This window comes from Streptosporangium sp. NPDC049248, assembly GCF_040678965.1.
GTDB lineage: Bacteria > Actinomycetota > Actinomycetes > Streptosporangiales > Streptosporangiaceae > Streptosporangium > Streptosporangium fukuiense.
The window spans coordinates 133,376-157,605 of sequence record NZ_JBFAQY010000019.1 but is presented as its reverse complement, the minus strand read 5'-3'; the positions used below and the strand labels follow the sequence as shown (position 1 = coordinate 157,605).

23 protein-coding genes are annotated in these 24,230 nt (G+C 68.1%); 15 read left to right on the top strand and 8 right to left on the bottom strand.

The window, feature by feature from the left end; genetic code table 11:
• Positions 1 to 5: 5 nt before the first annotated feature.
• The 8 genes from AB0K21_RS29705 to AB0K21_RS29670 all read left to right on the top strand — a co-directional run bounded on the left by AB0K21_RS29705 (position 6) and on the right by AB0K21_RS29670 (position 11,398).
• The gene (locus tag AB0K21_RS29705; RefSeq protein WP_364154995.1) at positions 6 to 2,270 is read left to right on the top strand and encodes a hypothetical protein; all 2,265 of its coding nucleotides are present in this window, start codon (positions 6 to 8) and stop codon (positions 2,268 to 2,270) included.
• On the top strand, positions 2,270 to 6,031 hold the full coding sequence (locus AB0K21_RS29700; protein ID WP_364154993.1) for a hypothetical protein: 3,762 nt from the start codon (positions 2,270 to 2,272) through the stop codon (positions 6,029 to 6,031). Before AB0K21_RS29705 ends, AB0K21_RS29700 begins: the two co-directional genes overlap by 1 nt.
• 13 nt (positions 6,032 to 6,044) lie before the next feature.
• Positions 6,045 to 7,187 (top strand): hypothetical protein, encoded by a 1,143-nt coding sequence (locus tag AB0K21_RS29695; protein ID WP_343980099.1) that lies wholly within the window; start codon positions 6,045 to 6,047, stop codon positions 7,185 to 7,187.
• A gap of 21 nt (positions 7,188 to 7,208) precedes the next feature.
• Positions 7,209 to 8,321, top strand: a complete 1,113-nt coding sequence (locus AB0K21_RS29690; RefSeq protein WP_343980096.1) for a hypothetical protein — start codon at positions 7,209 to 7,211, stop codon at positions 8,319 to 8,321.
• Positions 8,322 to 9,118: 797 nt separating this feature from the next.
• A complete protein-coding gene (locus tag AB0K21_RS29685) occupies positions 9,119 to 9,610 on the top strand; it encodes a DUF2975 domain-containing protein (RefSeq protein ID WP_343980094.1) in 492 nt (163 codons plus the stop codon).
• On the top strand, positions 9,610 to 9,831 hold the full coding sequence (locus tag AB0K21_RS29680) for a helix-turn-helix transcriptional regulator (RefSeq protein ID WP_343980091.1): 222 nt from the start codon (positions 9,610 to 9,612) through the stop codon (positions 9,829 to 9,831). Before AB0K21_RS29685 ends, AB0K21_RS29680 begins: the two co-directional genes overlap by 1 nt.
• Positions 9,832 to 10,206: 375 nt before the next feature.
• Positions 10,207 to 10,731: a tyrosine-type recombinase/integrase gene (locus AB0K21_RS29675; RefSeq protein WP_343980089.1), complete on the top strand. Its 525-nt coding sequence runs from the start codon at positions 10,207 to 10,209 to the stop codon at positions 10,729 to 10,731.
• A 172-nt stretch (positions 10,732 to 10,903) separates the two neighbouring features.
• A complete protein-coding gene (locus AB0K21_RS29670) occupies positions 10,904 to 11,398 on the top strand; it encodes a peroxiredoxin-like family protein (protein ID WP_364155007.1) in 495 nt (164 codons plus the stop codon).
• Here AB0K21_RS29670 and AB0K21_RS29665 read toward each other — a convergent pair.
• Together AB0K21_RS29665 and AB0K21_RS29660 are read right to left on the bottom strand one after the other, a co-directional pair.
• Complete coding sequence (locus AB0K21_RS29665; RefSeq protein WP_364154990.1) at positions 11,349 to 12,143, bottom strand: metalloregulator ArsR/SmtB family transcription factor; 795 nt, start codon at positions 12,141 to 12,143, stop codon at positions 11,349 to 11,351. The two genes, AB0K21_RS29670 and AB0K21_RS29665, sit on opposite strands and share 50 nt — an antisense overlap.
• Positions 12,144 to 12,235: 92 nt before the next feature.
• On the bottom strand, positions 12,236 to 12,430 hold the full coding sequence (locus tag AB0K21_RS29660; protein WP_364154988.1) for a hypothetical protein: 195 nt from the start codon (positions 12,428 to 12,430) through the stop codon (positions 12,236 to 12,238).
• Between the two features lie 88 nt (positions 12,431 to 12,518).
• On the opposite strand from AB0K21_RS29660, the gene AB0K21_RS29655 reads away from it, so the two are divergent.
• A complete protein-coding gene (locus tag AB0K21_RS29655; RefSeq protein WP_364154986.1) occupies positions 12,519 to 13,463 on the top strand; it encodes an RNA ligase family protein in 945 nt (314 codons plus the stop codon).
• A gap of 79 nt (positions 13,464 to 13,542) precedes the next feature.
• On the opposite strand, the gene AB0K21_RS29650 is transcribed toward AB0K21_RS29655, so the two are convergent.
• Positions 13,543 to 14,436, bottom strand: a complete 894-nt coding sequence (locus AB0K21_RS29650) for a slipin family protein (RefSeq protein WP_343980077.1) — start codon at positions 14,434 to 14,436, stop codon at positions 13,543 to 13,545.
• Between the two features lie 541 nt (positions 14,437 to 14,977).
• Here AB0K21_RS29650 and AB0K21_RS29645 point away from each other — a divergent pair.
• A complete protein-coding gene (locus AB0K21_RS29645) occupies positions 14,978 to 15,478 on the top strand; it encodes a MarR family winged helix-turn-helix transcriptional regulator (protein ID WP_343980075.1) in 501 nt (166 codons plus the stop codon).
• Between the two features lie 94 nt (positions 15,479 to 15,572).
• Here AB0K21_RS29645 and AB0K21_RS29640 read toward each other — a convergent pair whose 3' ends face one another.
• Positions 15,573 to 16,184, bottom strand: a complete 612-nt coding sequence (locus AB0K21_RS29640) for a histidine phosphatase family protein (protein ID WP_364154984.1) — start codon at positions 16,182 to 16,184, stop codon at positions 15,573 to 15,575.
• Positions 16,185 to 17,001: 817 nt separating this feature from the next.
• On the opposite strand from AB0K21_RS29640, the gene AB0K21_RS29635 reads away from it, so the two are divergent.
• The 4 genes from AB0K21_RS29635 (at position 17,002) to AB0K21_RS29620 (ending at position 20,293) form a co-directional block, all read left to right on the top strand.
• Positions 17,002 to 17,703 (top strand): hypothetical protein, encoded by a 702-nt coding sequence (locus AB0K21_RS29635; protein ID WP_364154982.1) that lies wholly within the window; start codon positions 17,002 to 17,004, stop codon positions 17,701 to 17,703.
• A 250-nt stretch (positions 17,704 to 17,953) separates the two neighbouring features.
• Positions 17,954 to 18,652 carry a class I SAM-dependent methyltransferase gene (locus AB0K21_RS29630; protein WP_364154980.1) on the top strand — a complete coding sequence of 233 codons (699 nt, stop codon included), beginning with the start codon at positions 17,954 to 17,956 and terminating at the stop codon, positions 18,650 to 18,652.
• A gap of 13 nt (positions 18,653 to 18,665) precedes the next feature.
• Positions 18,666 to 19,466, top strand: a complete 801-nt coding sequence (locus AB0K21_RS29625) for a ThiF family adenylyltransferase (protein ID WP_343980063.1) — start codon at positions 18,666 to 18,668, stop codon at positions 19,464 to 19,466.
• Entirely contained in the window at positions 19,463 to 20,293 is an 831-nt protein-coding gene (locus AB0K21_RS29620) for a pyridoxal-phosphate dependent enzyme (RefSeq protein ID WP_364154978.1), read from the top strand. Before AB0K21_RS29625 ends, AB0K21_RS29620 begins: the two co-directional genes overlap by 4 nt.
• A gap of 252 nt (positions 20,294 to 20,545) precedes the next feature.
• On the opposite strand, the gene AB0K21_RS29615 is transcribed toward AB0K21_RS29620, so the two are convergent.
• Both AB0K21_RS29615 and AB0K21_RS29610 read right to left on the bottom strand, forming a co-directional pair.
• Entirely contained in the window at positions 20,546 to 21,151 is a 606-nt protein-coding gene (locus tag AB0K21_RS29615; RefSeq protein WP_343980056.1) for a hypothetical protein, read from the bottom strand.
• A gap of 186 nt (positions 21,152 to 21,337) precedes the next feature.
• Complete coding sequence (locus tag AB0K21_RS29610) at positions 21,338 to 22,126, bottom strand: NPP1 family protein (RefSeq protein WP_343980053.1); 789 nt, start codon at positions 22,124 to 22,126, stop codon at positions 21,338 to 21,340.
• A 480-nt stretch (positions 22,127 to 22,606) separates the two neighbouring features.
• On the opposite strand from AB0K21_RS29610, the gene AB0K21_RS29605 reads away from it, so the two are divergent.
• Complete coding sequence (locus AB0K21_RS29605; protein WP_343980050.1) at positions 22,607 to 22,963, top strand: helix-turn-helix transcriptional regulator; 357 nt, start codon at positions 22,607 to 22,609, stop codon at positions 22,961 to 22,963.
• A 25-nt stretch (positions 22,964 to 22,988) separates the two neighbouring features.
• Here the strand turns inward: AB0K21_RS29605 and AB0K21_RS29600 are convergent, their stop codons facing one another.
• A complete protein-coding gene (locus AB0K21_RS29600) occupies positions 22,989 to 23,579 on the bottom strand; it encodes an ATP-dependent Clp protease proteolytic subunit (protein WP_343980047.1) in 591 nt (196 codons plus the stop codon).
• Positions 23,576 to 24,202 carry an ATP-dependent Clp protease proteolytic subunit gene (locus AB0K21_RS29595; protein WP_343980044.1) on the bottom strand — a complete coding sequence of 209 codons (627 nt, stop codon included), beginning with the start codon at positions 24,200 to 24,202 and terminating at the stop codon, positions 23,576 to 23,578. Before AB0K21_RS29595 ends, AB0K21_RS29600 begins: the two co-directional genes overlap by 4 nt.
• Positions 24,203 to 24,230 lie beyond the last annotated feature (28 nt).

Genomic DNA, 24,230 nt, shown 5'->3' with positions numbered 1-24,230 from the left:
AATCCATGCCTGAGGACAACTCCCCCGAACTGCACGTCACCTTCAACGACCACTTCACCCCGCACGCCACGGCCGGGATCTACACCGTGCGCGCCCGGCAGGAGCTGTACAAGGAAAACGGCGAGCGCATCGACACCGGCGAAGAAGCGCTGCCGGAGTCTGCGCAGCGGTTCGAGATCCGCCCGGTCCGGTTCGTGCTGAAAAGCGCGTCCGTGCACGCCCTCTACCCTCCGGCGGGCAGCGCCGGCCGCTACGGCACCGTGCTGTCGCACATCACGCTGAGTCGCGCTGTCCTGCCGTGGGAGCGGGAGCTGACCGGCACCCGGGCACGCGAGCACGCGCCCTGGCTGGCGCTGCTGGTGTTCGCCGAGGGTGAGCTGCCCGGCGACGAGAGCGCGATGGGCCAGAGCGCCCGCCGCACCGTCGCCGACCTGATCGACCCCGCCGAGGCGGGGGTGATCGGCCCGAATCTGGGCGGTCCCTCCCTCACCCCGGAGGTGCTGAGCAGCAAGTGCGAGACGATCGACGTGCCAGCCGGGGTGTTTCGCGCGGTCGTCCCCTACCAGGACGAGCTGTACTACCTGGCGCACGTGCGCGACGTGAACGTCCCGACCCGCCGCCAGGGCGGCGAGGACATCGTCGAGGGCCGTTATGCGGTGATCACCGCGAACCGGTTCGCCCGCGTGCCCGGCCGCTACGCCGTCCACCTGGTGTCACTGGAGGGCTATGAGCCACACGCCGCGCCGAACCCGCCCACCGGCCACGACGCTGTGCGGCTGTGCGCCCTGTGGTCGTGGTCGTTCCACCACGCCCCCGACAGCGTCCTGGACATCCCCGGCCTGATCACGAACCTGGTCGCCCCCAGCCGCACCGACCGCGAGAACCTCGCTTTGCGCGTCAACGTCCCCGCGCCGGAGGGCGAACCGGAGGCGGCCGAGGCGTATGCGCGAGAACGGCTGAGGCTGGGGTATGCGCCGGTGCCGTTTCGGACGCTGTCGGGCGAGGCGACCTACGCCTGGTACCGGGGACCGTTCACCCCGGTCACCGCGCCGCAGGTGCCGGATCCCGGTCTCGCGCCCGGGCACACGACGGCCGACCACGCCCTGATCTACGAAGAAGAACACGGCCTGTTCGACGTCAGCTACGCCGCCGCGTGGACGCTCGGCCGCACCCTCGCTCTGGCCGATCCGGACTACGCGGCGCAGCTGGCGCGGGCCCGCCGCGAGATCGCCAACCGGGCCGCGGTGCTGCGCAAGGTCGCCGCCGACCCCACGCGGGCCGGGCGTTCGCTGGAGACCGGGCGGAGCCTGCGGGCGCTGCGGGAGCTGGCCGAGGCGGCGGGCGGGCAGGCGCTTGCCGAGGCGCTGGCCGCCCCGCAGGCGGAGGAGCCGCTGCCGCCCCGGCCGCGCCGCCGGTCCGGGCGGCTGACGACGCAGGCGATCCTCGCCGACGAGCGAAGCGTCTCAGCGCTGCGCGAGGCGGCCGAGGAGCACGTCGGCTCGATGCCGGAGTGGCTGGAGGGGCTCAGCCGTTTGGCCGGTGTCCCGTTCGCCTACCTGGTGCCGGATGCGCGGATGTTGCCGCCCGAATCGCTGCGCATGTTCCGGATCGACCCGGCCTGGGTGCGGGCGATGTTGGCGGGCGCGGCCGACGTCGGCCTGCACACCTCCCAAGACCTCGCGCTCGATGCGCAGATTCGCAGCGCCGTGGGGCGGCGGCGCAATGCGGCCCTGCCCGCCGCCGGGCTGCTGATCTACTCCACACTGGTCCGGGCCTGGCCCGACTTCCCGATCTTCGCATTCGCCGGCGGCACCGACGGCGCGGAGGGCGCGCAGCCCGCCGAGCTGCGCCGCGAACGGCTCGCCGACGACGTGCTGCTGTGCCTGTTCGACGCCGTCCCGGACCGCCTCGAGATCCGCGAACCCGGCCAGGGCATCCACTTCGGCCTCGACCAGGGCGACGTGATCGGCCTGCGCAGCCTCGGCGGCACCGGCCGGCCCCCGCTCGGCACACCGCTCGAAGGAGAGACCTTCCCCGAACGCGGCGACGGCGCCGATGACGATGGCGACACCGTGTTCACCCGATACCTGCGGCCCCGCCCCGCCGGGCAGATCCCGGACGTGCTGCGGCTGCGCGGCACCGATGGGTTCGTGCCGGGCCTGGCGGCGGCCTTCGACCGGCCCGACCTCGCTCCGGGCGAGTTCGCCCTCCAGCTGGTGAACGCGCCGCTGGTTCAGGAACTGCGTCCCCTCTCCGATGGGAGCCTGTGATGTCTGACACCGACCTGATCGTTGCTGTCCAGGTTCACGCGCTGGTCGTCAACGACCCGGTGCGCCAGCAGGAGAGCTTCCAGCGCTGGGCGCTCAACTTCGACGCGATGCTCGGCGAGGACAAGCAGGCCGCCGAGCCGCCGCCCGGCCACACCGACGACTTCGGCGATGGCGTGTACGTGCAGTGGCAGCTGCCGGAGGCGCTGACGTCCGGTCACTACGATCCCGACACCCAGGAGACGACGTTCCCTCTGGTGCCGAACCGGTGGCTGGTGGTGCGGCACTACACCGTGCCCGGCGGGTTCCCCGGCGAGGGGCAGCGGCGGGCCGCGGCCTGGCTGGTGCACAGCGACTATCTGGAGTTGGCCCACGGCGGCGAGCACTGGGGCACGGTGCAGTTCCCCTCGCCCGACCCCGACTCCGACACCGGCGGGCTACGGGTCGACTTCCTGGGCCGCGTCCACGACCTGCGCGAGGGGCCGTGGATCGAGCCGGAGCCGGTCGAGCCGTTCCTGACCGCGGTGGGTCCGGGCGTGCTCGGCTTCGCCGCCTTCCAGCCCTACCAGCAGGATGTGTTCTCCTTCCACGACGACTTGAGCGACCTGGTCGGCTACGGGCACAACCAGCCCGCCACCACCGCGCTCGGCTATCTGGTCGTCGGCTGGTATTCCGCCGACGACATCGACATCCTGAGCAAGGCCGCCGACATCCCCGGGCTGATCCCGCCGGACGCACCCGGCCTGGCGGGCGTGCTGGCGGGCCTCGGCTGGCACCTGCCCGGCCTCACCGACGACCCGCCCATCCCCGCTCCGCAACGCTCGGTGTATGCCGGGACCGCGCTGGGCATCCCGTGGGAGTACTACGCCCTCGAGGCGCCTGTCTCCGCCCGGCCCGGCCACGATGGCATGAAGGTCGCGTTCGGGCACAGCACAGCGGACGCGCTGGAGAAACTGGCCGCCCACCAGACCCGCTCGGCCCGGACTGGCGAGCTGCTGAGCGCCCTGTACAGCGGGACCATCGACCGGCTGGACGAGGGCGACGGGGACGTCGACGCCGACGATGTCACCAAGCACGCCTGGTTCTCCTCCCGCGCCGGCGGCTACACCTGGCTGGTCGTCCCCCGCGGCACCGACGGGCCGCAGCCGGCGCGCGCCGCCCCCGCCCAGCCGGTCTGGCTGGATGAGCTGAACGCCGACCAGGCCGAGTTCGAAGCGCACGCACTGGAGCTGGATCACCTGCAGGAACGGCTGCGCACCCTGTGGTGGATGAAGGACCTACCCAACCGGCCGGCCGGCTTCACCGAGGCGGCCGAGCAGCAGCTTCAGGAGGCCACGCCCGGCACCCTGGCGCACCGGGCCGTGACGGCGGCGGCAAGCATGCGGCGGATCCTCGAAGACAAGAAGCTCCCGCACGCCACGACGCCGGAGGAGCTGGAGCCGCAGATCGCCCGCTACGCCGCCGACCGCGGCCTGCCGGCGACCCTGGAGTTGCGCCGCGCCGCCCGGGAGTCCTACTACCGCACCACCGACCCCGCCATGGTCATCGCGGGGGGCGGGGTGAACCAGCCGCTCACCCGCGCTCCGGACGACCCGCTGCCCTGCCGGCTGGAATCCACCCTGGTCGAATCCATCGTGATCAACGGCGTACCGGTCGCGGCGCCGCAGCCGCCGCCGCTCGGCCTCATCCAGGCCGTCCCGGCGCGCGCGAGCCGGGAGGCGGCGCGCCCGCCGGTGACGCTCAACGGGCACAGCGCGCCGCTGGACCTGGGCGAGCTGGCCGGGCCGGTCGCCGCGCTGTTGCGCGAGTTCACGCTGCTCGACCTGGCCGCGATCACCCCCGCTGACGACGGCTCGGAGCGATCGGCACTCGCGGTCGCCCTGGCGGATCCGAGCTTGGTGACCGGTACGATCGCCGAGTACACCGCCGTCTGGAAGCAGCCGTGGCTGCCCATGTACGTCCAATGGGACCTGCGCTATCACGCGGTGCCGTACATGAGCGACGGCCAGGCGAACTGGGCATTCAAAGACGACGCCTATGAGTGGCTCGGCACCGGCGCCGACCCCGGCGACGGCTACACCGGGCCGACCTGGCTGCCGTTCGCTGGCCGGGCGTTCGTCACCCCGGCCGCGCCCTACGTCGTCTCCTCCCAGATCGACCGGCTGCTTCAGACCTACGCGGCCGACGACGCCGGGGCATTGCGCACCCTGCGCGCCGACTACGGCGCGATGGACCTGCTCTCGCAGACCCTCGACGGCTTCAACGACCATCTGCTGATGCGCGACACCAGGGTGCGCGCCCGCATCCCTGAGGACACCGTGCGGCTCACCGGCGACGCCGGGCACGTCGCCGACCCCGGCGCACCCGGCGACGACTCCCACTCCCGCTTCCAGCCGGTCCGCGCGGGCCAGTTCTACTTCCGGGACCTGCGCATCATCGACCGGTTCGGCCGCTGCGCGGTCATCACCAGCACCCCGGACCGGTTCAAGACGTTCCCGCCGCTGCCGGCGACCAGCATGACCCCGACCCGAAAGCTCGCGGACGACATCGAGAACTCCCAGCGGTTCATCCAGCTGCCGCCCCGGCTGCTGCATGAGGCCCGGGTCCGGCTGGAGCTCGCCCGCGGACAGGACGACACGGCGCTGCTCGCGGGCCGGGCCGCGCCCGCCGGGCCGGACTCGCCGCTCACCGGCTGGCTGCTGATCAACCACCTCGACGACAACCTGCTCATCTACGGCCCCGACGGCGACCCGGTCGGTGAGCTCCGGATCATCCGCGGGACGGCAGGCGAGGAGGCTGTGGAGTTCACTCCGTTGCCCGGCTCGCCCTACCGGCGCGAAGACGATCCGGCGTTCGAACAACAGCATCCCCACCTCGCCCCGTTCGTCCGGGAACTGGTCGGCCCGCCCGGCCGGTATGCGGCGCTGCTGGCCACCATCGACCAGACGCTAGAGACCATCGTCGACCCGTCCGCCGAAGACGACCGGACCCCGGCGCGGCTCACCGGGCGCCCCGTCGCGATCTACCGCACCCGGCTCAGCCTTCAGCTGCGCGGCCGGCCACTGCCCAATCCCGGCTGGGACCAGGCGCTGAAGCCGGACCCGGAGGCGGACCCGAACTCCGACCAGCAGGAGTACCTGACCTACACCTGGCCGATCCGGCTCGGCGAACCCGACCAACTGTCGGATGGGCTGATCGGCTACTACGCCAGCGCCACCGGCCCCGGCGGCCAGAGCGACTACACGCGCCTGCACGTGGCCGCCCCCGCCACAGACGACCCGTACCTGGTGAAGATCGGCAACGGCGAGCATCTCGCGCTGCCGGCCCGGCCGCCCGGCCAGGAGGTCATCCACCACCTGACGATCCTCGCCGACCCGCACGTGCCCGTGCACGCCACCACCGACATCCTGCCGGTGACCGAGCTGCGGCTCCCCGGTGACCTGGCGCACCAGGCGCTGCGCCGGATCCGCGCGGCCTTCCGCCTCAACCCGCTGCTCGCGCCCGTCCGCGTCCCCCCGCCACCGGAGCAGGAGAACCGTTCGGAAGGACAGGAGCATCTCGTCGTCGTGCAGCCCGCCGCCTACCACGGCACCTGGACGTGGGCGCAGCCGCACACCGACCCCGGCGACGGCGCCCTGAGCTGGACGGAGCTGCCGCTGCTGGCCGCTGATGCCGCCGCCCACCCCGGCGATGCCGTCCCGCACGCGCGCGCCGGCTACCTGCTGCTGCACCCGGCCGTGACCGACATCCCCGAACAGCCCTGAAGGGAGCACGTTGATGGCCATCCACGCCCGTTCCGCCGGGACGCTGCTGCGTTACACCCTCAAGACCGTCCCGGCCCCCGTGCCGATCAGCGGCGAAAATGACCAGGATCTGCGGCTGGAGTTCAAGATCGAAGCACCCCCCGGTCAGAGCGTGTACTGCAACAAGATCCAGATCCGGTTCCTGCACGGCGCGGCGCCGGAGGCGTTGTCGCAGACCGCGCCCGCGGAGGTCTACACAGGGGTCGAGGCCGCCAGCCCGCCCGCGTTCGGGCAGAACTGGACCCGCAAGGCCGAGCTGGTCGACAAACAGGCCGTCTTCACGTTCACCAACTCGCGCAAGCTCGAATTCAAAGGCGCCACCACGGTCACTCTGGTGCTGTCGCGGCTCATCGTCAACAAGACGCAGGGCTCGGTCAAGATCGAGGTGTCGGAATGGACAGCCGCCGACAACTCCGCCCCCCTGACCGAAAAGCCGCTCGACCCGCCCTTCCCTATCGACAAGTGGCCCTCGGAGTTCACCTTCCAGAATCTGCGCCCCGACCGGATCTCCGTGCCGCGCGGTGAGAAGGTCACACTGACCTGGGAGGCCAGCCGCAAGCCCATCTACACGATGCACTGGGACGACCAGCAGCAGTCCGTCACCGGCGACCTGAGCTGGGAGTCTCCGGCGCTGGAGCGCACCACCGGGTTCATGCTCATGGCACAGGACGACTCCGGCGGCGCGCCGCTGATCTACGCGCTCACCACCGCCGTCACCGTGACCGAACCCAATCTCACGGTCGGCGACCTGGAGGCCAACGGCGTCGTGCGGATGCAGGGGCCCCGGGCGGCGATCGCCGCGCCCCCGCGCGGCCAGGCCCGGTATTTCAAAGCCGGCACCGACGGCACCGTCCTCGGCTACCTGCAGGCCGCCAGCGGGCAGCCAGCCGCCACGCTGGCCGCGACCGTCTACCGGGCCGCGACCGGCGAGTACACCATGCGCTTCAGCTCCGACAACAGCGCCGGGACGACCATCGAGACGCCGATCAGCATCCCGATCCCGGCCGACGCCGAGGTGCGCCTCTACCACGCCGGCAACGACGGCGACACCCTGAACCTGGCCTGGCTGCCCCGCGGCGCCGGCGCCTTCGACGAGATCACCCCTCCCACCGCCTGACCGTCCCTCCCGGGAGCCCGCATGCTGCTGTCCTACGACCTGGCCCTCGATCCCGACCCGCCGCAGACCGGCCGCCCCTGCCTGCTGCGACTCACCGTGCGCGCCGCAGCCCCCGCCTTCTGCCGGAAGATCACACTGTCCCTGCCGACCGGCACCGGAGCCGCCCACTTCACCAACGCCCCAGCCGCCATCACCCCACGACCGGTGCAGGGCGGCGAGGACGCCGACCAGGGCGGCGGCTGGCGGCTCACCCGCGCCGACGCCGCCGACGCGGTCACCTTCACGGCCCTGCCCACCCGCCCCCGGGGCTGGCTGCTCGGCGTCACCCCGCTCACCCTGGAACTGGCCGGCGTCACCGCCAACACCACCCCCGGCACCGCGACCCTGCGCATCGAGGAGGAAACCTCCTCCGACGGCCTCACCTGGCAGACCCAGACGATGGAGCTGCCGCTGCCGAAGTTCCCCGACGGGTTCTTCTTTGGCGACCTGCGGCCCGAACTCCTCATGGTGCCGAACGGCGGGCACGCCGAGCTGACCTGGCGCGGCTCCCCGGCTGTCTACACCCTGACCTGGGCGGGCGAGCACGGCGGCTCGGGCGGGCAGGCCGACGTCTCCGACGTCACCACCTGGCTCTCCCCGCCGCTGCACGACACCACCGCGTTCCGCCTGGCCGCCCGCCTGCCCGGTAGCACCGCCGAACGCGTCCTGACCACCCTGGTCACCGTCGCCCTGCCGCACCTGCGCACCCACGACCTGACCGCGACCGGGAAGGTGCGGCTGATCGGCGCCGGCCATTCGATCGAGATCGGGCGGGAGCGGCCGCACACCTTCCAGTCCGACACCGACGGTCTGCTGATCGGCCGCGTGCAGGCCGTCGCGGGTGCGACGCCCGCTCAGATGGAGGTGACCGCCCTGGCCGACGGCGGCGGCCAGGAGTACCGGGCCGTCTTCACCTCCGACAACGCCGACCCCAGCAAAATCCCGGCCGAGACCCCGTTCGACGTGCCCGTCCGCCGTGGCACCGCGATCACGATCACCTGCCGCTACACACGGCCCCCCGACGGGCCCGAGCCCATCGAACCGTTCTTCTCCCTGCTGTGGCTGCCTTACGGCAGCACCAACCGCATCATGTGAATCCCATCCCCAGGCGCCCAGCCCAAAAAGCTTCTGCTATTACCCGATATCAGAAGCACAACCCGGGTTTTACTTCTGATATCGCGGATCCCAACTACGCTTAGCCCCGGGAAACCGCTTCTGATGCGGGTTCCTCGCCTTCGTCGCCGAGGCATCGGCTGATGGCATGCTGGACGGCGACCCGCTCGCCGATCCCACGACCGCGACTTCGCCGTCCGCGACTACAAGACCCACATGAAGACCGTCCTGCACCGGGCAGCGAACACCGTCAACGCCCACCTCACCGCCCTGGACCACTTCTTCACCCAGCTCGGGCTCGGACCTGCGCTCGTCTGCCGCGACGACGCCCCGTGATTTCGTTCGTGAGAAGTGACCGCGAATGCTCGCCACTTCCGACCGCACCGAGGTGGGCCAGCGTTCGTGAGAAGTGACCGCAGTCATGGGCTCAGGTCGTTGACATCGACGAGAGGCGGGGTGGTTGTACCAACGGTTTCTGGCCCCGCCCCAACGTGGATGGCCCCAGCCAGCCGGCGACCGGAACGGGGACCAACGAGTTTGGCCCCACCCGGCTGCCCCCGTCGGCCGCAGGGCTTCGGCGTAGTCGGGTGGCATCCGATTTGCGCTCAAGCAAGGCCGACTTCGACAAGATCAAGACGGTTCGCGCGCACGCCATGCCATGGGCGGGGGCGACGGCGTCCCGCCACGGTGCGAAACCGTCGCCGGCCCTCCGCCCCAACTCTTGCCCCGCCTATCGAGATTCGATAGGTTCTCATCGCAACTCGATAGAAGGATGGGTCATGGGAAAGCTGACAGTGCGTGCGCTTCGCGCCGTGCTCGTGGTGGTGCTCGCCGGCACCGTGTTCGTACAGGCATTTATGGTGTGGGCGTTGGCCAGCGGGAGCGACCCGGAGGACGGGTCGCTCCCGCTGGCCCCGCTGCGCGTGATCACGATCCTGGGCATGGTGTCGGTCCAAGTCGCCCTGGTCAGCGTATGGCGGCTGGTGACGATGGTCCGACGCAAAACCGTGTTCTCTTCCGCCGCCTTCCGGTACGTGGACGCCGTGATCGGCGCGATCGTGGCGGCTGCCCTCCTGTGGTTCGCGGTCACGGCCCTCAACGCGCCGGGCCAGCGGGCCGACCCGGGCGTCACCGTCATCATGGGCGTCGTCGGCCTGGCCATCCTGGGGGTTGCGCTCATCGTGCTCGTGCTGCGGATGCTGCTCGCCCAGGCCGTCGCGCGCGACGTCGAAGCGGCGCAGATGCAGGCCGAGCTGGACGAGACGATCTGATGCCGATCGTCGTCGACATCGACGTGATGCTAGCCAGGCGGAAGATGTCCGTGGGCGACCTCGCGGACCGCGTCGGGATCACACCCGCCAACCTGGCGGTACTCAAGAACGGCCGCGCCAAGGCGGTGCGCTTCACGACACTCGCCGCGCTCTGCGAGGCACTCAACTGCCAACCGGGCGACCTGCTGCGCTGGGAGGCCGAGGACGCCGCGGGCGGATGACGTGCCCCAGAGCGGGCGTGAAAACGCCTGGCACCACCGGCCTGACACGGCACGTCGACCGCATGGACGTGGATCGCCGATCGCCCGAAGCACTGTCCCGACCTCGTTGGGTAGATTCTGGTTGACGTGCACCGCACCGTCTTGGTCGACGACCGCGACCTGCGAACGTGACCTCCCCACCGAAATCCCCCGTCCTTCCAGCGTGGAAGGGCGGGGGTTCGTCGCTGGGCGGGCAGCCAAGGCTTCGCCGTAGACCCTCAGGGGTGGGGCCAACTCCCACGCGAACTTCGCACCTACCGAAGATCCACAAGTGGGGCCAGTTGCCGCTGGTGAAATCAGGCAGGGTGTTGGCCGAGGTCAGCGGCACCTGCTTGTGTGACGACCAGGTGCGGTCAGAACTGGCGAACATCGACCACACCAGGTCGGAGGTGCGGTCGTCGGTCGCGAACAACTGCGGCCGGAACTGGCGAACAAAACCAGCCCCCAAACTCGCCCCCCGCGCCCTGGGCGCCCGCCAGCAGAAGCGCTACCTACGCGCCGTCGAACGCCGCCCCCCTGGCCCGCGATCGCGCCATCGGCCGGCTGCTGTTCTACTCCGGGCTGCGGATCGCCGAACTCGTCGCCTTGGACGACAACGACGTACCCCTGTCAGCCCGCAAGGGCAAGATCATCGTCCGCTCCGGCAAAGGCGAGTCCTCGCACGAGGTCCCGCTCCTGGACACCACCGCCCGGACCTCCGTCACCAAATGGCGCACCGACCGCGCCTCCTGGCCCGGCCCCGGCACCCCGGCCCTGTTCCTCAACCGCCGCGACGGCCGCCTGCCCACCCGCGCCGTCGATCAACTCATGGACGAACTCGCCACCGATGCCGACATCGTCGACGTCCCAGTGCAGGCGTAGCTCGCAGGCCGAGAGCGTGCTGCCGCCGGTATGTCACGGAATGGGTGCCTCAACTCCTGTTCCGGCATGGCCGGGCTCGTGCAAAGGAACGGCTCCTGTTCGCAAACCCAAGGCCTGACATGTCACTATCAGAGGTATCTCACCTTGAGTTCCGCACGATGCCCCCTTCAGAATTCACGAACCCTCGGGGAACGCACATCCCGCGCAGCACGATGGCGAGGCCGCCGGAATCCGCGAGGTGGTGGTGTTCCACTCCTCCGCCGAGGAACTGGCCGAGCACGCCACGGGCCTGCCGTTCGCCGTCATCGCCGATCCGGACAAGAAGCTGTACGCGGAGTTCGGCGTGGAACAGGCGCCCCGCGCGCTGCTCGCCCCCCGGGTCTGGCCGACGATCGCCCTGGCCGTCGTACGCGGCCTCTGGGCGATCGCCCGCAGGCGGGAGCGTCCGCCGTCCATCCGGCCGCACGGCGGGCGGCTCGGGCTCCCCGCCGACTTCCTGATCGCCCCCGACGGCCGGGTGGTCACCTGCAAGTACGGCGAGCACGCCTACGACCAGTGGCCGGTCGACGAGGTGCTGACCCTGGCGGCCCGCGCACGCCGGGCGGAGACCCGCCGAGTCAGCCGTCTTCGCCGGGGAGGGTCTCGCCGGTCTCCAGCAGCGTCTTGAGGCTGGACAGGATCTGCGGCCACCCCTCGCCGAAGTTCTCCGGCAGGGTGCTGCCGGGGTCGAAGCCGTCGTGGACGACCGTCAGCTTGACCATCCGCCCGAGCGGCTCGATGTCGAAGGTCACCTTCGACCTGCGCTCCCCGGCCCACTGGGCGGCGACCTTCTCGTCCAGCTCCCAGGCCTCGGCGAACTCCGGGGTGAAGGTGTGCCAGGAGTAGGACAGCCTGCGGTAGGGATCGGATTCGAGAACGACCTGCTCGGGGTCGGCGATCCTCACCCCCCGCTCCTCCCAGACCATCGGCGACCCCACCTTCCAGTCCGACTCGAAGCCGACCCCCCAGTAGCGACGGGTGAAGGCGGGGTCGGTCAGCGCCTGCCAGAGCCGTTCCGGCGTGGTGCCGATGTAGGTCGTGTAGACGAACTCGGGGTTGCCCATCGATTCCTGCTCCAATGCTCTCTTCAGATCGGCGAGCGCGCGCACCCGGCCACGGTCGTACCGGTCGATCCAGCGCTCGGCGATGGCGTTGATCGGCGCGGCGTTGAGGTAGTGCAACTTCTCCCGGCCGCTCCGCACCGTGGTCACCAGGTCGGCCGCCTCCAGCACCGCCAGATGCTTGCTGACGGACTGCCGGGCCATGTCCAGCCCGGCGCACAGCTCGCGCAGGCTCTGCCCGTTGCGGGCGTTCAAACTGTCGAGCAGCCGGCGGCGGCCGGCATCGGCCAGCGCCTTGAAAACCTCGTCCATCCTGTACCACCCCGAACATGCAGCCATCTGGCTGCCTTAAAAAATAGGCAGCCAGATGGCTGCATGTCAACTATTCCCCGAAGACCTGTTCGTCAGCCTCCCGCCACCGGCGCGGCCGGGCCACCGGACAGCCGGAAGACACGCCGGGCGGCTCCCCCGAGGAAGTCGGCCCTGGCATCGTCGCTCAGCCCGAGCTGCTCGACCTGCGCGAGGGCGCGATCATGCGGAAGCCGCGGCCAGTTGGTGCCGAACAGACCTTCCCTCGGCTGTAACCGGCGTCCGGTCATCCCGTACGGCGTCCGCGAGGCGGGGCAGGCGGCCGCCCGGCCCGGTAAATCAGGTGCCCGCCGAACTCATCCTGGTCATACTGCTCCAATGCGACACCTCGCCTACCCCAAGATCCCCGCGGCCGAGCGGTCCGGCGGGACGGTCGCAGGCGGTCCCTGGGTGGCGACCGAGAAGGTGCACGGGGCGCAAATGGTGATCGCCCACGATGGCCGGAACACGTTCGTGGGCAAACGCAAGGCGTGGCTGCGCGACGACGAGCCGTTCTTCGGCTGGCAGCTGCTCCGCGGTCACCTCGAAAAGGCCGCGCGGGCCGCCCTGAGCCGGGGCGGCGCGGCCGTACGCGTCTACGGCGAGCTGTACGGCGGCCACTACCCCCACCTCGACGCCTCGCCGATGCCGGGCATCACTCCGGTTCAAACGGGGGTCTGGTACAGCCCGGAAATCCGCTTTGCCCTTTTCGACGTGCTACGCCATCAGGATCCCGGTGATCCCGGCGTCTTCCTGCCCTACGCGGACGTCGCCTCGATCGCCGCCGACGCCGAACTCGACGTTGTGCCGCTTCTCGGCAGAGGGACCAGGTCGGAGCTCGACGCTCTGCCGGTCCGGTTCCCCAGCCGGGTGCCGCAGGCGCTCGGCCTGCCCGGCCTGCCGGGCAACCTGGCCGAAGGGATCGTCCTGCGGCCCGATGCCCCCCTGCCGCCCGACCGCAGGCCGACCGTCAAGCTGAAGATCGAGGAGTTCGACGAGCAGCGTTTCGACCAGAGCCGTCCCTGGGACCCGCAGGTGATCCTCACTTCCGGGGAACTGCACCGGGTCGCCCGAGCCATGGTCAACGGGCCGCGACTGGCCGGCGCGCGATCCAAGGTGGGACCGTCGAGCCTCGAAGGGCTCCTGGACGAGGTGGTCCTCGACATCATGGTGGATCTGTCCGCGACCTTCCCTTCGGCCATGGCGGCGCTGGGCGACGAGGAGGAGGCCGAACTGCAGGCGTCCATCCGCAGGGTCGCGCTCAGCGATCACCGTCAGGCGTGAGCACGGATCGTCGCCGCGGTCCCGGTGGAGGCCGGCCGGCCCTTCGGGGACGACGCCCGGCGGCGAAGCCGGGTATGGCCTACCGGCCGGTTTCCGCGGCGTTGGGTGCGACCTGGTTGGGGATGCGGGTGCCCGGAAGGTGTTGGCCGACCGGTGCCGACAAGCCCCCGGCCAGCGTCGGGGTGGAGTTCGCGGTGGCCTGGCCGGACTCGGGGGGTGTCGCTCGTTCCAGGAAGCGAAGCAGTTCGACAGGGAAGGGCAACACCAGGGTGGAGTTCTTCTCCGCGGCGACTTCGACGACGGTCTGGAGTAGGCGCAGTTGCAACGCGGCGGGGTGCAGGGCCATCGTCTCAGAGGCTTGGGCCAGCTTCTTCGAGGCCTGCAGCTCGCCCTCGGCGGTGATGATGCGGGAGCGCCGCTCACGTTCCGCTTCGGCCTGCCGGGACATGGACCGCTTCATCGACTCGGGGAGCACCACGTCCTTGATCTCGACCCGGTCGATGTGCACGCCCCAGCTCACGGCCGGGCTGTCGATCATCAGCTCCAGACCCTGGTTGAGCCGCTCCCGATTGGACAGCAGGTCGTCCAGCTCGCTCTTGCCGATGATCGACCGCAACGAGGCCAGCGCGACCTGGCGAATGGCGGATTCGTAGTCCTGGACGCCGACCACCACGCGTACCGGGTCGACGACCCGGAAGTAGATGACGGCGTCCACGTGAACCGTCACGTTGTCCCGGGTGATGGCGTCCTGGGCGGGCACCGGCATGGTGACGACCTGCATGTTGACCTTCTGCAGACGGTCGGCGACCGGCATTATCAGGGCGAGTCCTGGAGCGCGGAGCTCGGAGCGGACCCGTCCGAACCGGAAGACGACGCCCCGCTCGAACTGTTTGACGACCCGCACACCGGCCTTCAGCCACATCGCACCCAGCACCACGATGGCGATCAGCACATAGATGACGGTAGTGATCATTTCACCCTCCTGAGTCTCCCCCGGTCCCGCCGTTCCAAAGACCTCTCCCGCTCGCGGCGGGCAGGGCGGCCACGGGGCGGCGGTCATCGTCGCCTCCGGCACCGTTCCGCCTTGATCTCGCCACCAGGCCGGGCCGTCCGGAGCGGCACCCCGGACGCGGGCGATATCGGATCGGGCCGGACGGCGCGCGGTGCGGGCGCCGGGCGCCGGTGTCAAAGGGCCGCGCAAGGCCCGGATCCTCGACCGGCGACCGGCACTGGATCTCGCGTGCCGCCTCGCGTTCACGGTCACTGGGCACGACACACCTCCCGGAGGTGCCTGTCCGTCAGGCCCGGCCACACTGCCTCCCCGTTCGGACCTTTCTATCGTAGCGCGATACAAACTGTCCGATATGCACCTTTTTGCCGAGCGGATTCAGCTTCCTTCCACCGAGGTCACCCCCGCATCACCCGCATCACCGCGCCCGCGACAGGCCGTGATCGCCGCGAGGCGTGTTCCAGGAGGGCGGCACGAACATGTCGCATCACGATACGTTTGTGACATGGCGGACCCTGAGACCGAGAGGCCGTCGCGTCATGGCGCGACGACCGCCGAGGACGACGGGGCGGGACTCGCCCCCCTGACGAAACGGGATTTCGAGGTGCTGGCTCGGTTCCGTTTTGAGATCCGCCGCTATCTGCGTTTCAGCGAGGAGACAGCACGGAGAAACGGCCTCACCCCGCAGCAGTACCAGCTGATGCTGGCGCTGAAGGGGTTTCCCGGCCGCGAGTGGGCGACCGTGCGAGAGCTCGCCGACTCTCTCCGGCTACGCCACCACAGCGTGGTCGAACTGGTCGATCGGGCACAGGCACAGGGACTCGTGGAGCGGAGCGCGCACCCTAGCGACGGCAGGGCGGTGCGGGTGTCGCTGACACCGGAGGGGGAACGGGTCCTGACCCGCCTGAGCGCGCTCCACCGCGACGAATTGCGGCGGATGGACGCGATACTCAACGTCCCGGTCTGGAACGGCACACCGCAGGAAGGACACGAGCCCGCTCCATGATCCCTCAGCGCGTCTCCGGAAGCCACCGAGCGACACGCGAAAGATCATCGGAAGTCAGGTCCACCGCCGACACCACCGGCCTGCCCCGCCCCGGTCAGCGGTCTCCGGGCCGGGCGGCAGGTGAACACGGTGACGCCTCGTCCGAGGCGCGGATCACGTCTCCCCACCTCTCGGACAACTCGTAGACCCAGCCCTCCCGCCAGGCGAACGGCGCGTCCACCAGATCCTCCAGCGCCTGCCCGCCGAGCAGATGGCCCAGTGCCCACCGGTTGGCCGAGTGCGCGATCAGTAGCACCCTCCTGCCGTCCCAGAGCCCGGCAAGGTCCGTCAGGAAATCACGGGTGTGTTCGACGACCTGCCGGTAGCTCTGCCCGCCCGGCCACGGCACGTCGACATGCCGGGATCTCTCGGCGGCCAGCCGCGCCACGGGCATTCCGTTCCACTCGCCGTAGTCGCATTCGCGCAGCCGTTCATCCTGATGGATCGGAATGTCGATGCCCGCGAAAGCGAGCTCCGCGGTCTGCACGGCACGACGAAGGTCGGAGGTGAACACCGCGGCCAGGCCATCGTGGCGGCGGCGTTCGCCAAGCTCCCGAGCCAGCTCACGACCTCGCGGTGACAGCTCTCCCGGCAACCAGCCGGTCGCGATTCCGGCCTCGTTGTCGGTCGTGATCGAGTGCGTCTCGTACACGATCGTCGTTGCCACGTTCAGCTCCAGAGTTCTAAGGAGAACGCGGTCCCGGGAGGTGGTCGGCGTATCCGGCGAACACGATCTCTTACGGACCAGGTGATCGGATCGCACCAGATCGACCGGTACGGCCGGCCCCCGGATCTCCACGGTATGAGGGGGAGCCACGCCCGACAACCCCGCAGGCGTGCGACCCCGTCCCGCGGCCCCGCCTCACCCGTCCCCCTATGACCAGGGCATACGGAGTCTCTCAAGAAGACTCCAAGTCTTCCTCAACCAGGGCTGGATAATCTTGTCGCGAAGTGACCGGTTTCACGCCACGGCAAAGCCGATCGAAATTCCGATGCATATCAGGCCACCGCGGCAGGTAAATCGATTATTGCAAGAAAGAAAATGATGACGGCTTTCCTGCACGAAGAACCAGACAGGCCCTGGAAATGATCGCCACCAAGCGAGTCAGGGGAAACCCGGGATCCGCCACGTGGAATTTCGGCGAGCTCCGTGACGGAAGATCGCGCGGTGTCGGAAAGGCGCCTGCACAGTGTCTCCCGACAATCGACGATACGCGCGCCGCGGGGCCCCGCCGGGGAGCAGGCCAAAGCCCACGGGGAACTCATGACGGTCCTGCCGTTGTGCGGGTCCCCGGCCGGGAAACCTCACCGGGCCACCTCAGCACGTCACCGGTCCCGCCAGGTCACGGAGCCTGGCGGAACCGCATGGAACGTTGACCTGCCCGGTGAAAGCAGTCCGTCGAGCCATATCCCGGTCGGAGGTTGGAATCTTGGTAGGCCAGGTCCTTGAGATAGGTCGCAGTTCGGCTGCCGTCGCCGCCACATTGAACGAGTTCCTGAAAGTGTCCACAGAATGGCTGGATCAACGGGGCCTGACTCTGGACTACAATACGGATATCTCAAGTTGGGTCCGCCACATGCGGACCGCCGTTCACTCCGACGGCATCAACCCGACTTTTGACCCGGCGCACAGTCCCGTCTCCGCCCAGAACAGCTACTGGTTGGACATCAGGGACCGCGACGGATCGACGGTCGCGTGCATTGCCGTGCGAATGATATACACGGCGGACTTCAGCCGTCACATAAGCTCCCTGCGGCTGTGGTTCGATCCGCCGCCCCCCGAAGTGAAACAGTCGCTGGATCTCGTTCTGCCGGCGGAGACACCGATCATATCCGGCAGGGTGGCGCACTATGGCGGGCACTGGGTGCATCCGAACTGGCGGGGAAGGGAAATCCCCGGCCTTCTGCTTCCGCTGGCCAAGATACTCACCCTTGACCTGTTCAGAAGCGACTGGGACACCGGAATCGTGTTCTCGAAGAACGCGGTCAGGAAAAGCCTCGTGGACTCCTACGGTTTCGCGAACACAGTGTTCTGCTGTTCCGGCTATTTTCCCCCCGCCAACCGTGACGACACCCTTTTCCTGGCCTACAGCAGCCGGGCGCAGACCCTTTCCCTGATGCCGCATGCGATCATGAAGCTGCGCGGGGGCCGTCGGGAGGAACGGGCGGCCCACTCACGGAACTGACCCGCCGGGCGCGCCGCGGCCGTTTTGCATCCCGTCACGAACCCGCCCCGTCGCGTGATCCGCGACTGGAGTGCGAACGAGGACCCCGAGGTGACACTCTCCGGGCGCGACCGCACCGACCTACGAGAAGCCGTGACCCCGCATGCCCCGCAGACGACTTTCCTGCCGACCGGTATGCCGAAATCACTTAGGCGTCGGCGGAATCCGCTCCGTCGCCCATGAAGAAAGATTTTAGGGAGTTGAAAGCGACATGAACGAAAACATCTGGACCGAGTTCGCCAAGAGTTATGACCAGATGATTCCCGAGCTGAACTGCTACCAGCGGATGCTCAGCAAGATCCTTCGCGACACGGAGGGCCGGCGGATGGTGATCGACGCCGGGTGTGGAACCGGCCTGGTCAGCCAGGCGCTGATCGACCGCGGTCACCGGGTCGTCGGTTTCGACAACAACTCTGCCATGCTCCAGCGGGCTCACGACAAGAAGGCGGCCGCGTCGGGCGAGGCTCGCGACCGATGGACGGTCATGGAGGGAAGTGTGGAGCACTTTCCCTCCCAGGTTGTTTCTGACGCGGATGCGGTCCTGCTCAACAACGTCCTCTTCTACGTCCAGGACGTCGAATCGGCGCTGCACGAGGTTCTCTCCCACTTGAAGCCGGGGGGCGTGATGATCGCCACCGGCCCGAAACGCCGGCCCGACCTGCAGAAGGTGCTTCGACACTCCATCGCGGAGTGGCAGGCGGAAGAGCGTTTCACCGAGGCTCTCCAGGCCGCGCTGGCCCATCATTCGACCTGCGCTCAGAAACTGACCACCGACCCCAATGAAATGGTGACGTTCTTCGAGGTGGACGAACTGGTGGACACCCTGCGATGCCTGGGTTTCTCACGCCCCCTGGTCGCGGATGGCGACGATTACTTCGGCGAGAATTATTACGTCTGCATGCAGAAGTGAAGTGAGGTTTCCGATGGAAGGCTCCAAAATCAACCCCAGATTCCAGCGCAACCTGGGGATTCTGGACGAAGAGTCAATGAAGAAGGTCGCGGACACCCATGTTCTCGTGGCCGGAGTGGGCGGCGCCGGCGGGCAGTGCGCGGTGGACCTGGCCCGCCTGGGCTTTGGCTGGGTGACACTCGCAGACTTCGACGTTTACGAGGTGCACAATTCCAATCGCCAGGTCGGCAGCTTCGACAGCACCGTCGGTCAGCTGAAGATCGAGGTCGTCGGGAGGATGTGCCAGGACATCAACCCGGAGCTGCGGATCCGCAAGGCGACCGAGGGTGTGACGGAGGACAATATCGATTCCTTGCTTTCGGGGTTCGACGGAAAACCGGTGGACTACGTCGTGGAAGTCATCGACATCGCCGGCCTCAGAGCGAAAGAATGGCTGCATCAAGCGTGCCGGGAGCAGGGCATCGTCATCATGACCGGCTTGATGCTGGGCTTCGGGGCCGCTTTGCATGTTTTCCAGCCGGAAGCACCCCGCTATGAGGATCTCTACATGCTTCCGGACGGACGCATCGATTTACCAAAGATCATCCCCCGGCTCGGCAGCTATGTCGTGCAGAAACACTGGGATGCCTGCTTCGCCGGTCGCGGGCATGCTCCCACCTGCGTGATCGGAGCCACCACCGCAGCCGGAATGATGGTGAGCGAGATCATGCGTGCCATCCTCCTGGGGCGGGATCAGATGGTGTCCCACCCCGAGTATCTGTACGTGGATTTCTTTGACCACCACTATGTCCGAGGCTCGGTCGTACCCGCATGAGCGCCATGGATGCACCTTTCACCCTCATCCGACCTGACGAGAACGGCCCGGCCGTGCTCTGGGGCGGTGTGTACGAATCGGGAAGCCTCAAGTACCTGACGTACGAGCTTTTCCTTGAAGAGGCTCCGAAAGATGTCCGAGGATTCGTTGAGATCTCCGGTTCGTCGACCGCGCTCGCCCTGGATCTGCTCGGCAGAAAAAAAGGACTGCCGACCGTCGCCATCACGGACGCCCCCGGCCGCGATCATCTCATGAGGCGCGGCTTCCGCGGCGAGGTGCAGACGATCACGAACCTCGACGAGGCTCACCGGCTCTGCCTTCAGTACGAGCAGGAGGGCTGGTTCTGGCCGAGGCAGTTCACCAACGTGGCCTTGGTCAGGTGCGTGGAGCTATGGGGACTGCAACTCCTGCGGAAGGTCCGCAAGAATTGGCCGGAAATTCGCTACCTGGTGTGCGGATTCGGCACCGGCGCCACTGTCGCGGGACTGTACCGCGTCTTTGCTCCCTTCGGGTATTCGGTCATGGGGTTGCAGGCCAGGCCAGGCGATCCCGTTCCCGGCTGGAGGAACTATGCCCTCCAGAATCTGGGTGACCAGGATCTTTTCCATTCCTACCAGGAGAAGATCCCGCTTCCCATCCCATCCGAAACCGAAGGCTCCGGCGCGGGTGCTCTGGATTCACTCTTGAGGTACGCGAACACCTATGCCAATCCGGAGCAGGTGCTGGTGATCTCCCACGACGGCCGCCCTCGGGACCGGGGCCTGTCCGAAAGGGTCACCTCGACAACCGCCTCAGCCTCGCCGGCATACGACGAACTCCGTCGTTGAGCCGGCAGGTCGTACGGCCTACGGTACTCGTCACGGTTCAGCCGTGATCGGCTGGACGGCGTCGAGGCACCGACGTGATCGGCCGCGTGCTGAAGGAGTGACCCGCAGGCTGCCTCGAACGAACAGGCCATCGCCGACCAAGTGCGTGGCGTCCCCGAGGCGGCGACGCGGACGATCAGCGGTGCGGTCGCCGAGGAGTGGGAGGGCGAACCCGGCGGGGAGCAGGAGGTCCGGCCCGCTCCCCTTCTCGGGTCAGCCCCAAGTGGCGTTCCTCAGCAGGCCCGGCAGCTTCTGGTCGCCCCATACGTCCACTACGACGATCTTCGACTCGGGCAGGAACCACTCTCGCTGGATGAAACTCTTCGTCTGCCGGCCGCTCTGCTGCTTCACGCACCGGCCGGCCCAGGCGGTGTACCTCGCCTTGTGCCCGCGCCCGACCTGGCGCAGCCCTGTCGAGGTGGCCTTGCCGATCACCTGGATGCTTCCGTACTCGAAGGGACAGCCCGCCGGCGCCCCACTCGCCGGGACGAACGGCTTCGCACCGGTGTAACGGCTGCCCTCGGCGCCGTAGGCGATCACCTTCGGGCCGTACAGCCAGAACCCCCGGCAGTTCGGGGCGAAGGGCTCGGGAACCTTGCAGCTACCGGTCGCCACCAGGACCCGGTCGGTGTAGTCGTACACCTTCCAGGTGGTGGGGATCTTCAGGTTCATCCCCCGGAAGGAGAGGGTCTTGGTCCCGGAGGCCGACGCGACCGCCGGAGCCGCCGCAGGTGAGTTCGCCGCGGCCAGGGCGGCGGTGGGAGCGGTGAGCAGGGCGGCCATGGCCGACACGGCGAGGACAGAAGATCGTTTTCTCATTCCGGGCAAGTTACCGATCATCACTTGTCGCCGGCTTGGATCCCACTGTGCACTGTCCTCGAACAAGACCTGGAGCGACTCCTCCGTCTCAAGGCGGGAACAGCCGGTGCGGTCACCCGATCAGGCGGCCGAGCCACGGACACCCCGGTGGGAGAGATCGGCCGCCCGCGGGCGATGGCGGGCTCGTCAGGCCCAGGGGTCAAAAGGGATGCCGCTCGGCTTGGCGCGCGAGAGGAGGTCCCCGAACCTGCCGTCATTGATCTTGATAGTCGCGGCGCCGAAGTCCGCGTTCATCAGCCTGTCGCGCAGCCAGGCGCTGGGCCAGCCGTTCCAGTCCACGAGCGGGGGATAGCGCCAGTTGTGATAGTGGTTCTCCGGCGGCTCGTCATTGCCGTTGGCGAGCCGGAAGAAGTGCGTGGACACCCCGTCCTTGTGGTAAACGACCTTGGGGTGCGACCCGTCGAAGCGCACCTGCGAGCGCGTATAGGTCACGACGCTGCTGTGTTGCGTGGTCGAAAGGTACTCCACCTGGTTGGACGCCTGGTTGACCCAGGAGATGACGTGTTCCCAGTCGTGACGGTGGCCGCCGAGGCTGATGCCGGGCAGCGCCTGATCCTTCTCGAAGTAGCTGGCGTACACGACGGCGCACCAGCCGTTGTTGCACTTGGAACGGGCATAGGTCTGCGCGTTGTCCAGGTCTGACTGGTCGCGGCAGTTGCCGTTGACCGCGCCGGTCGGGTTCAGCCCCGAAGCGAGGGTCCCGTCCGGCCCGATGGCGGGGGTGGCGTAGCAGCCGTCGCCGTCGTAGTCGTAGGCCGGCGAGAACGAAGCCTCGTACCCTCCGGCCGACTGGGGCAGGTTGTGCGGCGGAGCGGCATAGGCCGCCGACGCGGGGACCACGACCCCCAGAACGGTGGCCCCGAGCACGATCCCGAGCCGGGAACGCTTGCGCGTGAAGAACGTAGGGGAGGACATGCTCCTCTCTGACACGGTCGCTGACTTCGATGCCCTCGCGATGTACGTGAATGACGACAGTTTTCGCATTCTTCCGCTTTCTCGAAGGACTGGCTCCATGACCTGACGGCGCGTCGGCGTGGTGGGGCGTCGGCGGCGTTCTCCGCACCGATGTGAGCACGCCTCGCACTTTCACGGCACCACGGAACCGATGCTTGATCAAGGTCCTTAGATCAAATGACGCCAACATGTATCGGCGACGGTCGAAAGGTGAACCACCAGCGAAAGCTCATGAATCGCCTCCCGGAGGAGCAGCGTCGCCAGGGTGGCGTTCAGGCGGCGTCGACAGACGCGCGTACGACGTGCTGCTCGCCCTCCGGTGATGTCAGTTCGGCTCGCACATCATCACCGACCCCGAGGACCGGGACGGAGGAGGCGGGGACGGTTCCGCTCTGCGCGAAGCCCGCAGAACTCGAACGCGTCGTCTACCTATGCTGAGGCATGGCCTCCTCTGTCCCGCCGCTACGTCCGGCGATCGATCGGACCGATCCCAAGCCGTCTCCGGCTCGCGAGCCGCTGTGGCGGCACGCGCTCGGTGAGCGTCTCAGAGGTCTTCGTCACGAGCGGGGCGAGAAGTTGAGCGAGACGGCGCGTCGCGCCGGCGTCTCGCCGCAGTATCTCTCCGAGATGGAACGAGGCGTCAAAGAGCCATCGAGCGAAATGATCGCTGCGGTCGCCGGCGCGCTGGATGTCACCCTGGTCGATCTGACCCTTGCCGTTGCCGAGAGCTTGCGGTCTGCTCAGAGCGGCACGTCGAGAGGTGCTACCTGCTCGGCGGCGTATGCTCTGGCCGCATAGCGCGGCCTGCCGAAATCATCCGAGCCTATGCATGCTCCTCGATGATCTGATCGAGGATCCCGTACTCCAAGGCCGCGGTCGCGGTGAACACGCGATCGTGATCGGTGTCGGCGCGCAGGGTCTCGACAGTCTGGCCCGTGTGCCGTGACAGTATGCGTTCGATGTCCGCTCGGACACGTACCACCTCATCGGCCTGCAAGATGAGATCGGGGATCGTTCCGCGCCCCTGAGCAGCTGGTTGGTGCAGGATTATTCGTGCGTGCGGGAGAGCGGCACGTTTTCCTTCGGCGCCCGCGGCGAGAAGGACGGCGCCCACCGCGATGGCCTGCCCAACGCAGGTTGTCTCAACCCGCGGGCGGATATAGCGCATGGTGTCGTATATCGCGAGCATTGCGCTCGGATCCCCGCCTTCACAGTTGATATAGAACTGTATGGGGGCATCGGGGTTGTCCGACTCCAGAAAAATAAGCTGTGCGACGAGCGCGTTCGCGACGCCCGCATCAATTGCGGTTCCCAGGTAGACGATTCGCTCGGTGAGCAGGTGCGAGTAGACATCCATGATCCGCTCGCCACGAGAATCCCGGGCGATGACGTTAGGGATCGTGTACGTGGTCACTGACCGACTCCTTCGGTGACGCCGAATCCAAGTCGCGGGCGACTGTGTGGTGCGATTTCGTCGAAACTGCGGACGATTGTGTCTATGAAGCCGTAGTCCAGTGCCTCTTGCGTTGTGTACCAGCGATCGTGCAGAGAATCCTCGAATATGCGCTCTACGGGCTGGCCCGTGTCCTCGGCGATAAGGCCGAGCACCGTGTCGCGAGTATGCCGAAGGTCGCCGGCCTGCAGTTCGATGTCGACTGCGGTGCCGCCGATTCCGGCCGAGCCTTGATGCATCAGGACACGTGCGTGCGGCAGGGCGCGGCGCTTCCCTCGGGTACCCGATGACAGCAAGAATTGCCCGGCGCTGTAGGCGATGCCCAGCACGAGGGTCGATACGTCACAGGGAATGAGTCGAATGATGTCACGGATCGCAAGCATCGATGGAACCGAGCCGCCCGGGGAGTGAATCCACAATGCGATGTCGGTCGACGCGTCCTGCGTGGCGAGGGCTATCAATTGCGTGGCGAGCAACGTCCCATTGTCGTCATCGAGAGGGCCGTCGAGAACGAGAACACGCTGCTCGTAAAGCTGATGCCTTACCCGCGCGTTGAACAGTGGAAGTTTCGATTCTTCGCTCATGCGTCCATCATGTGGAGCGATCCGGGGC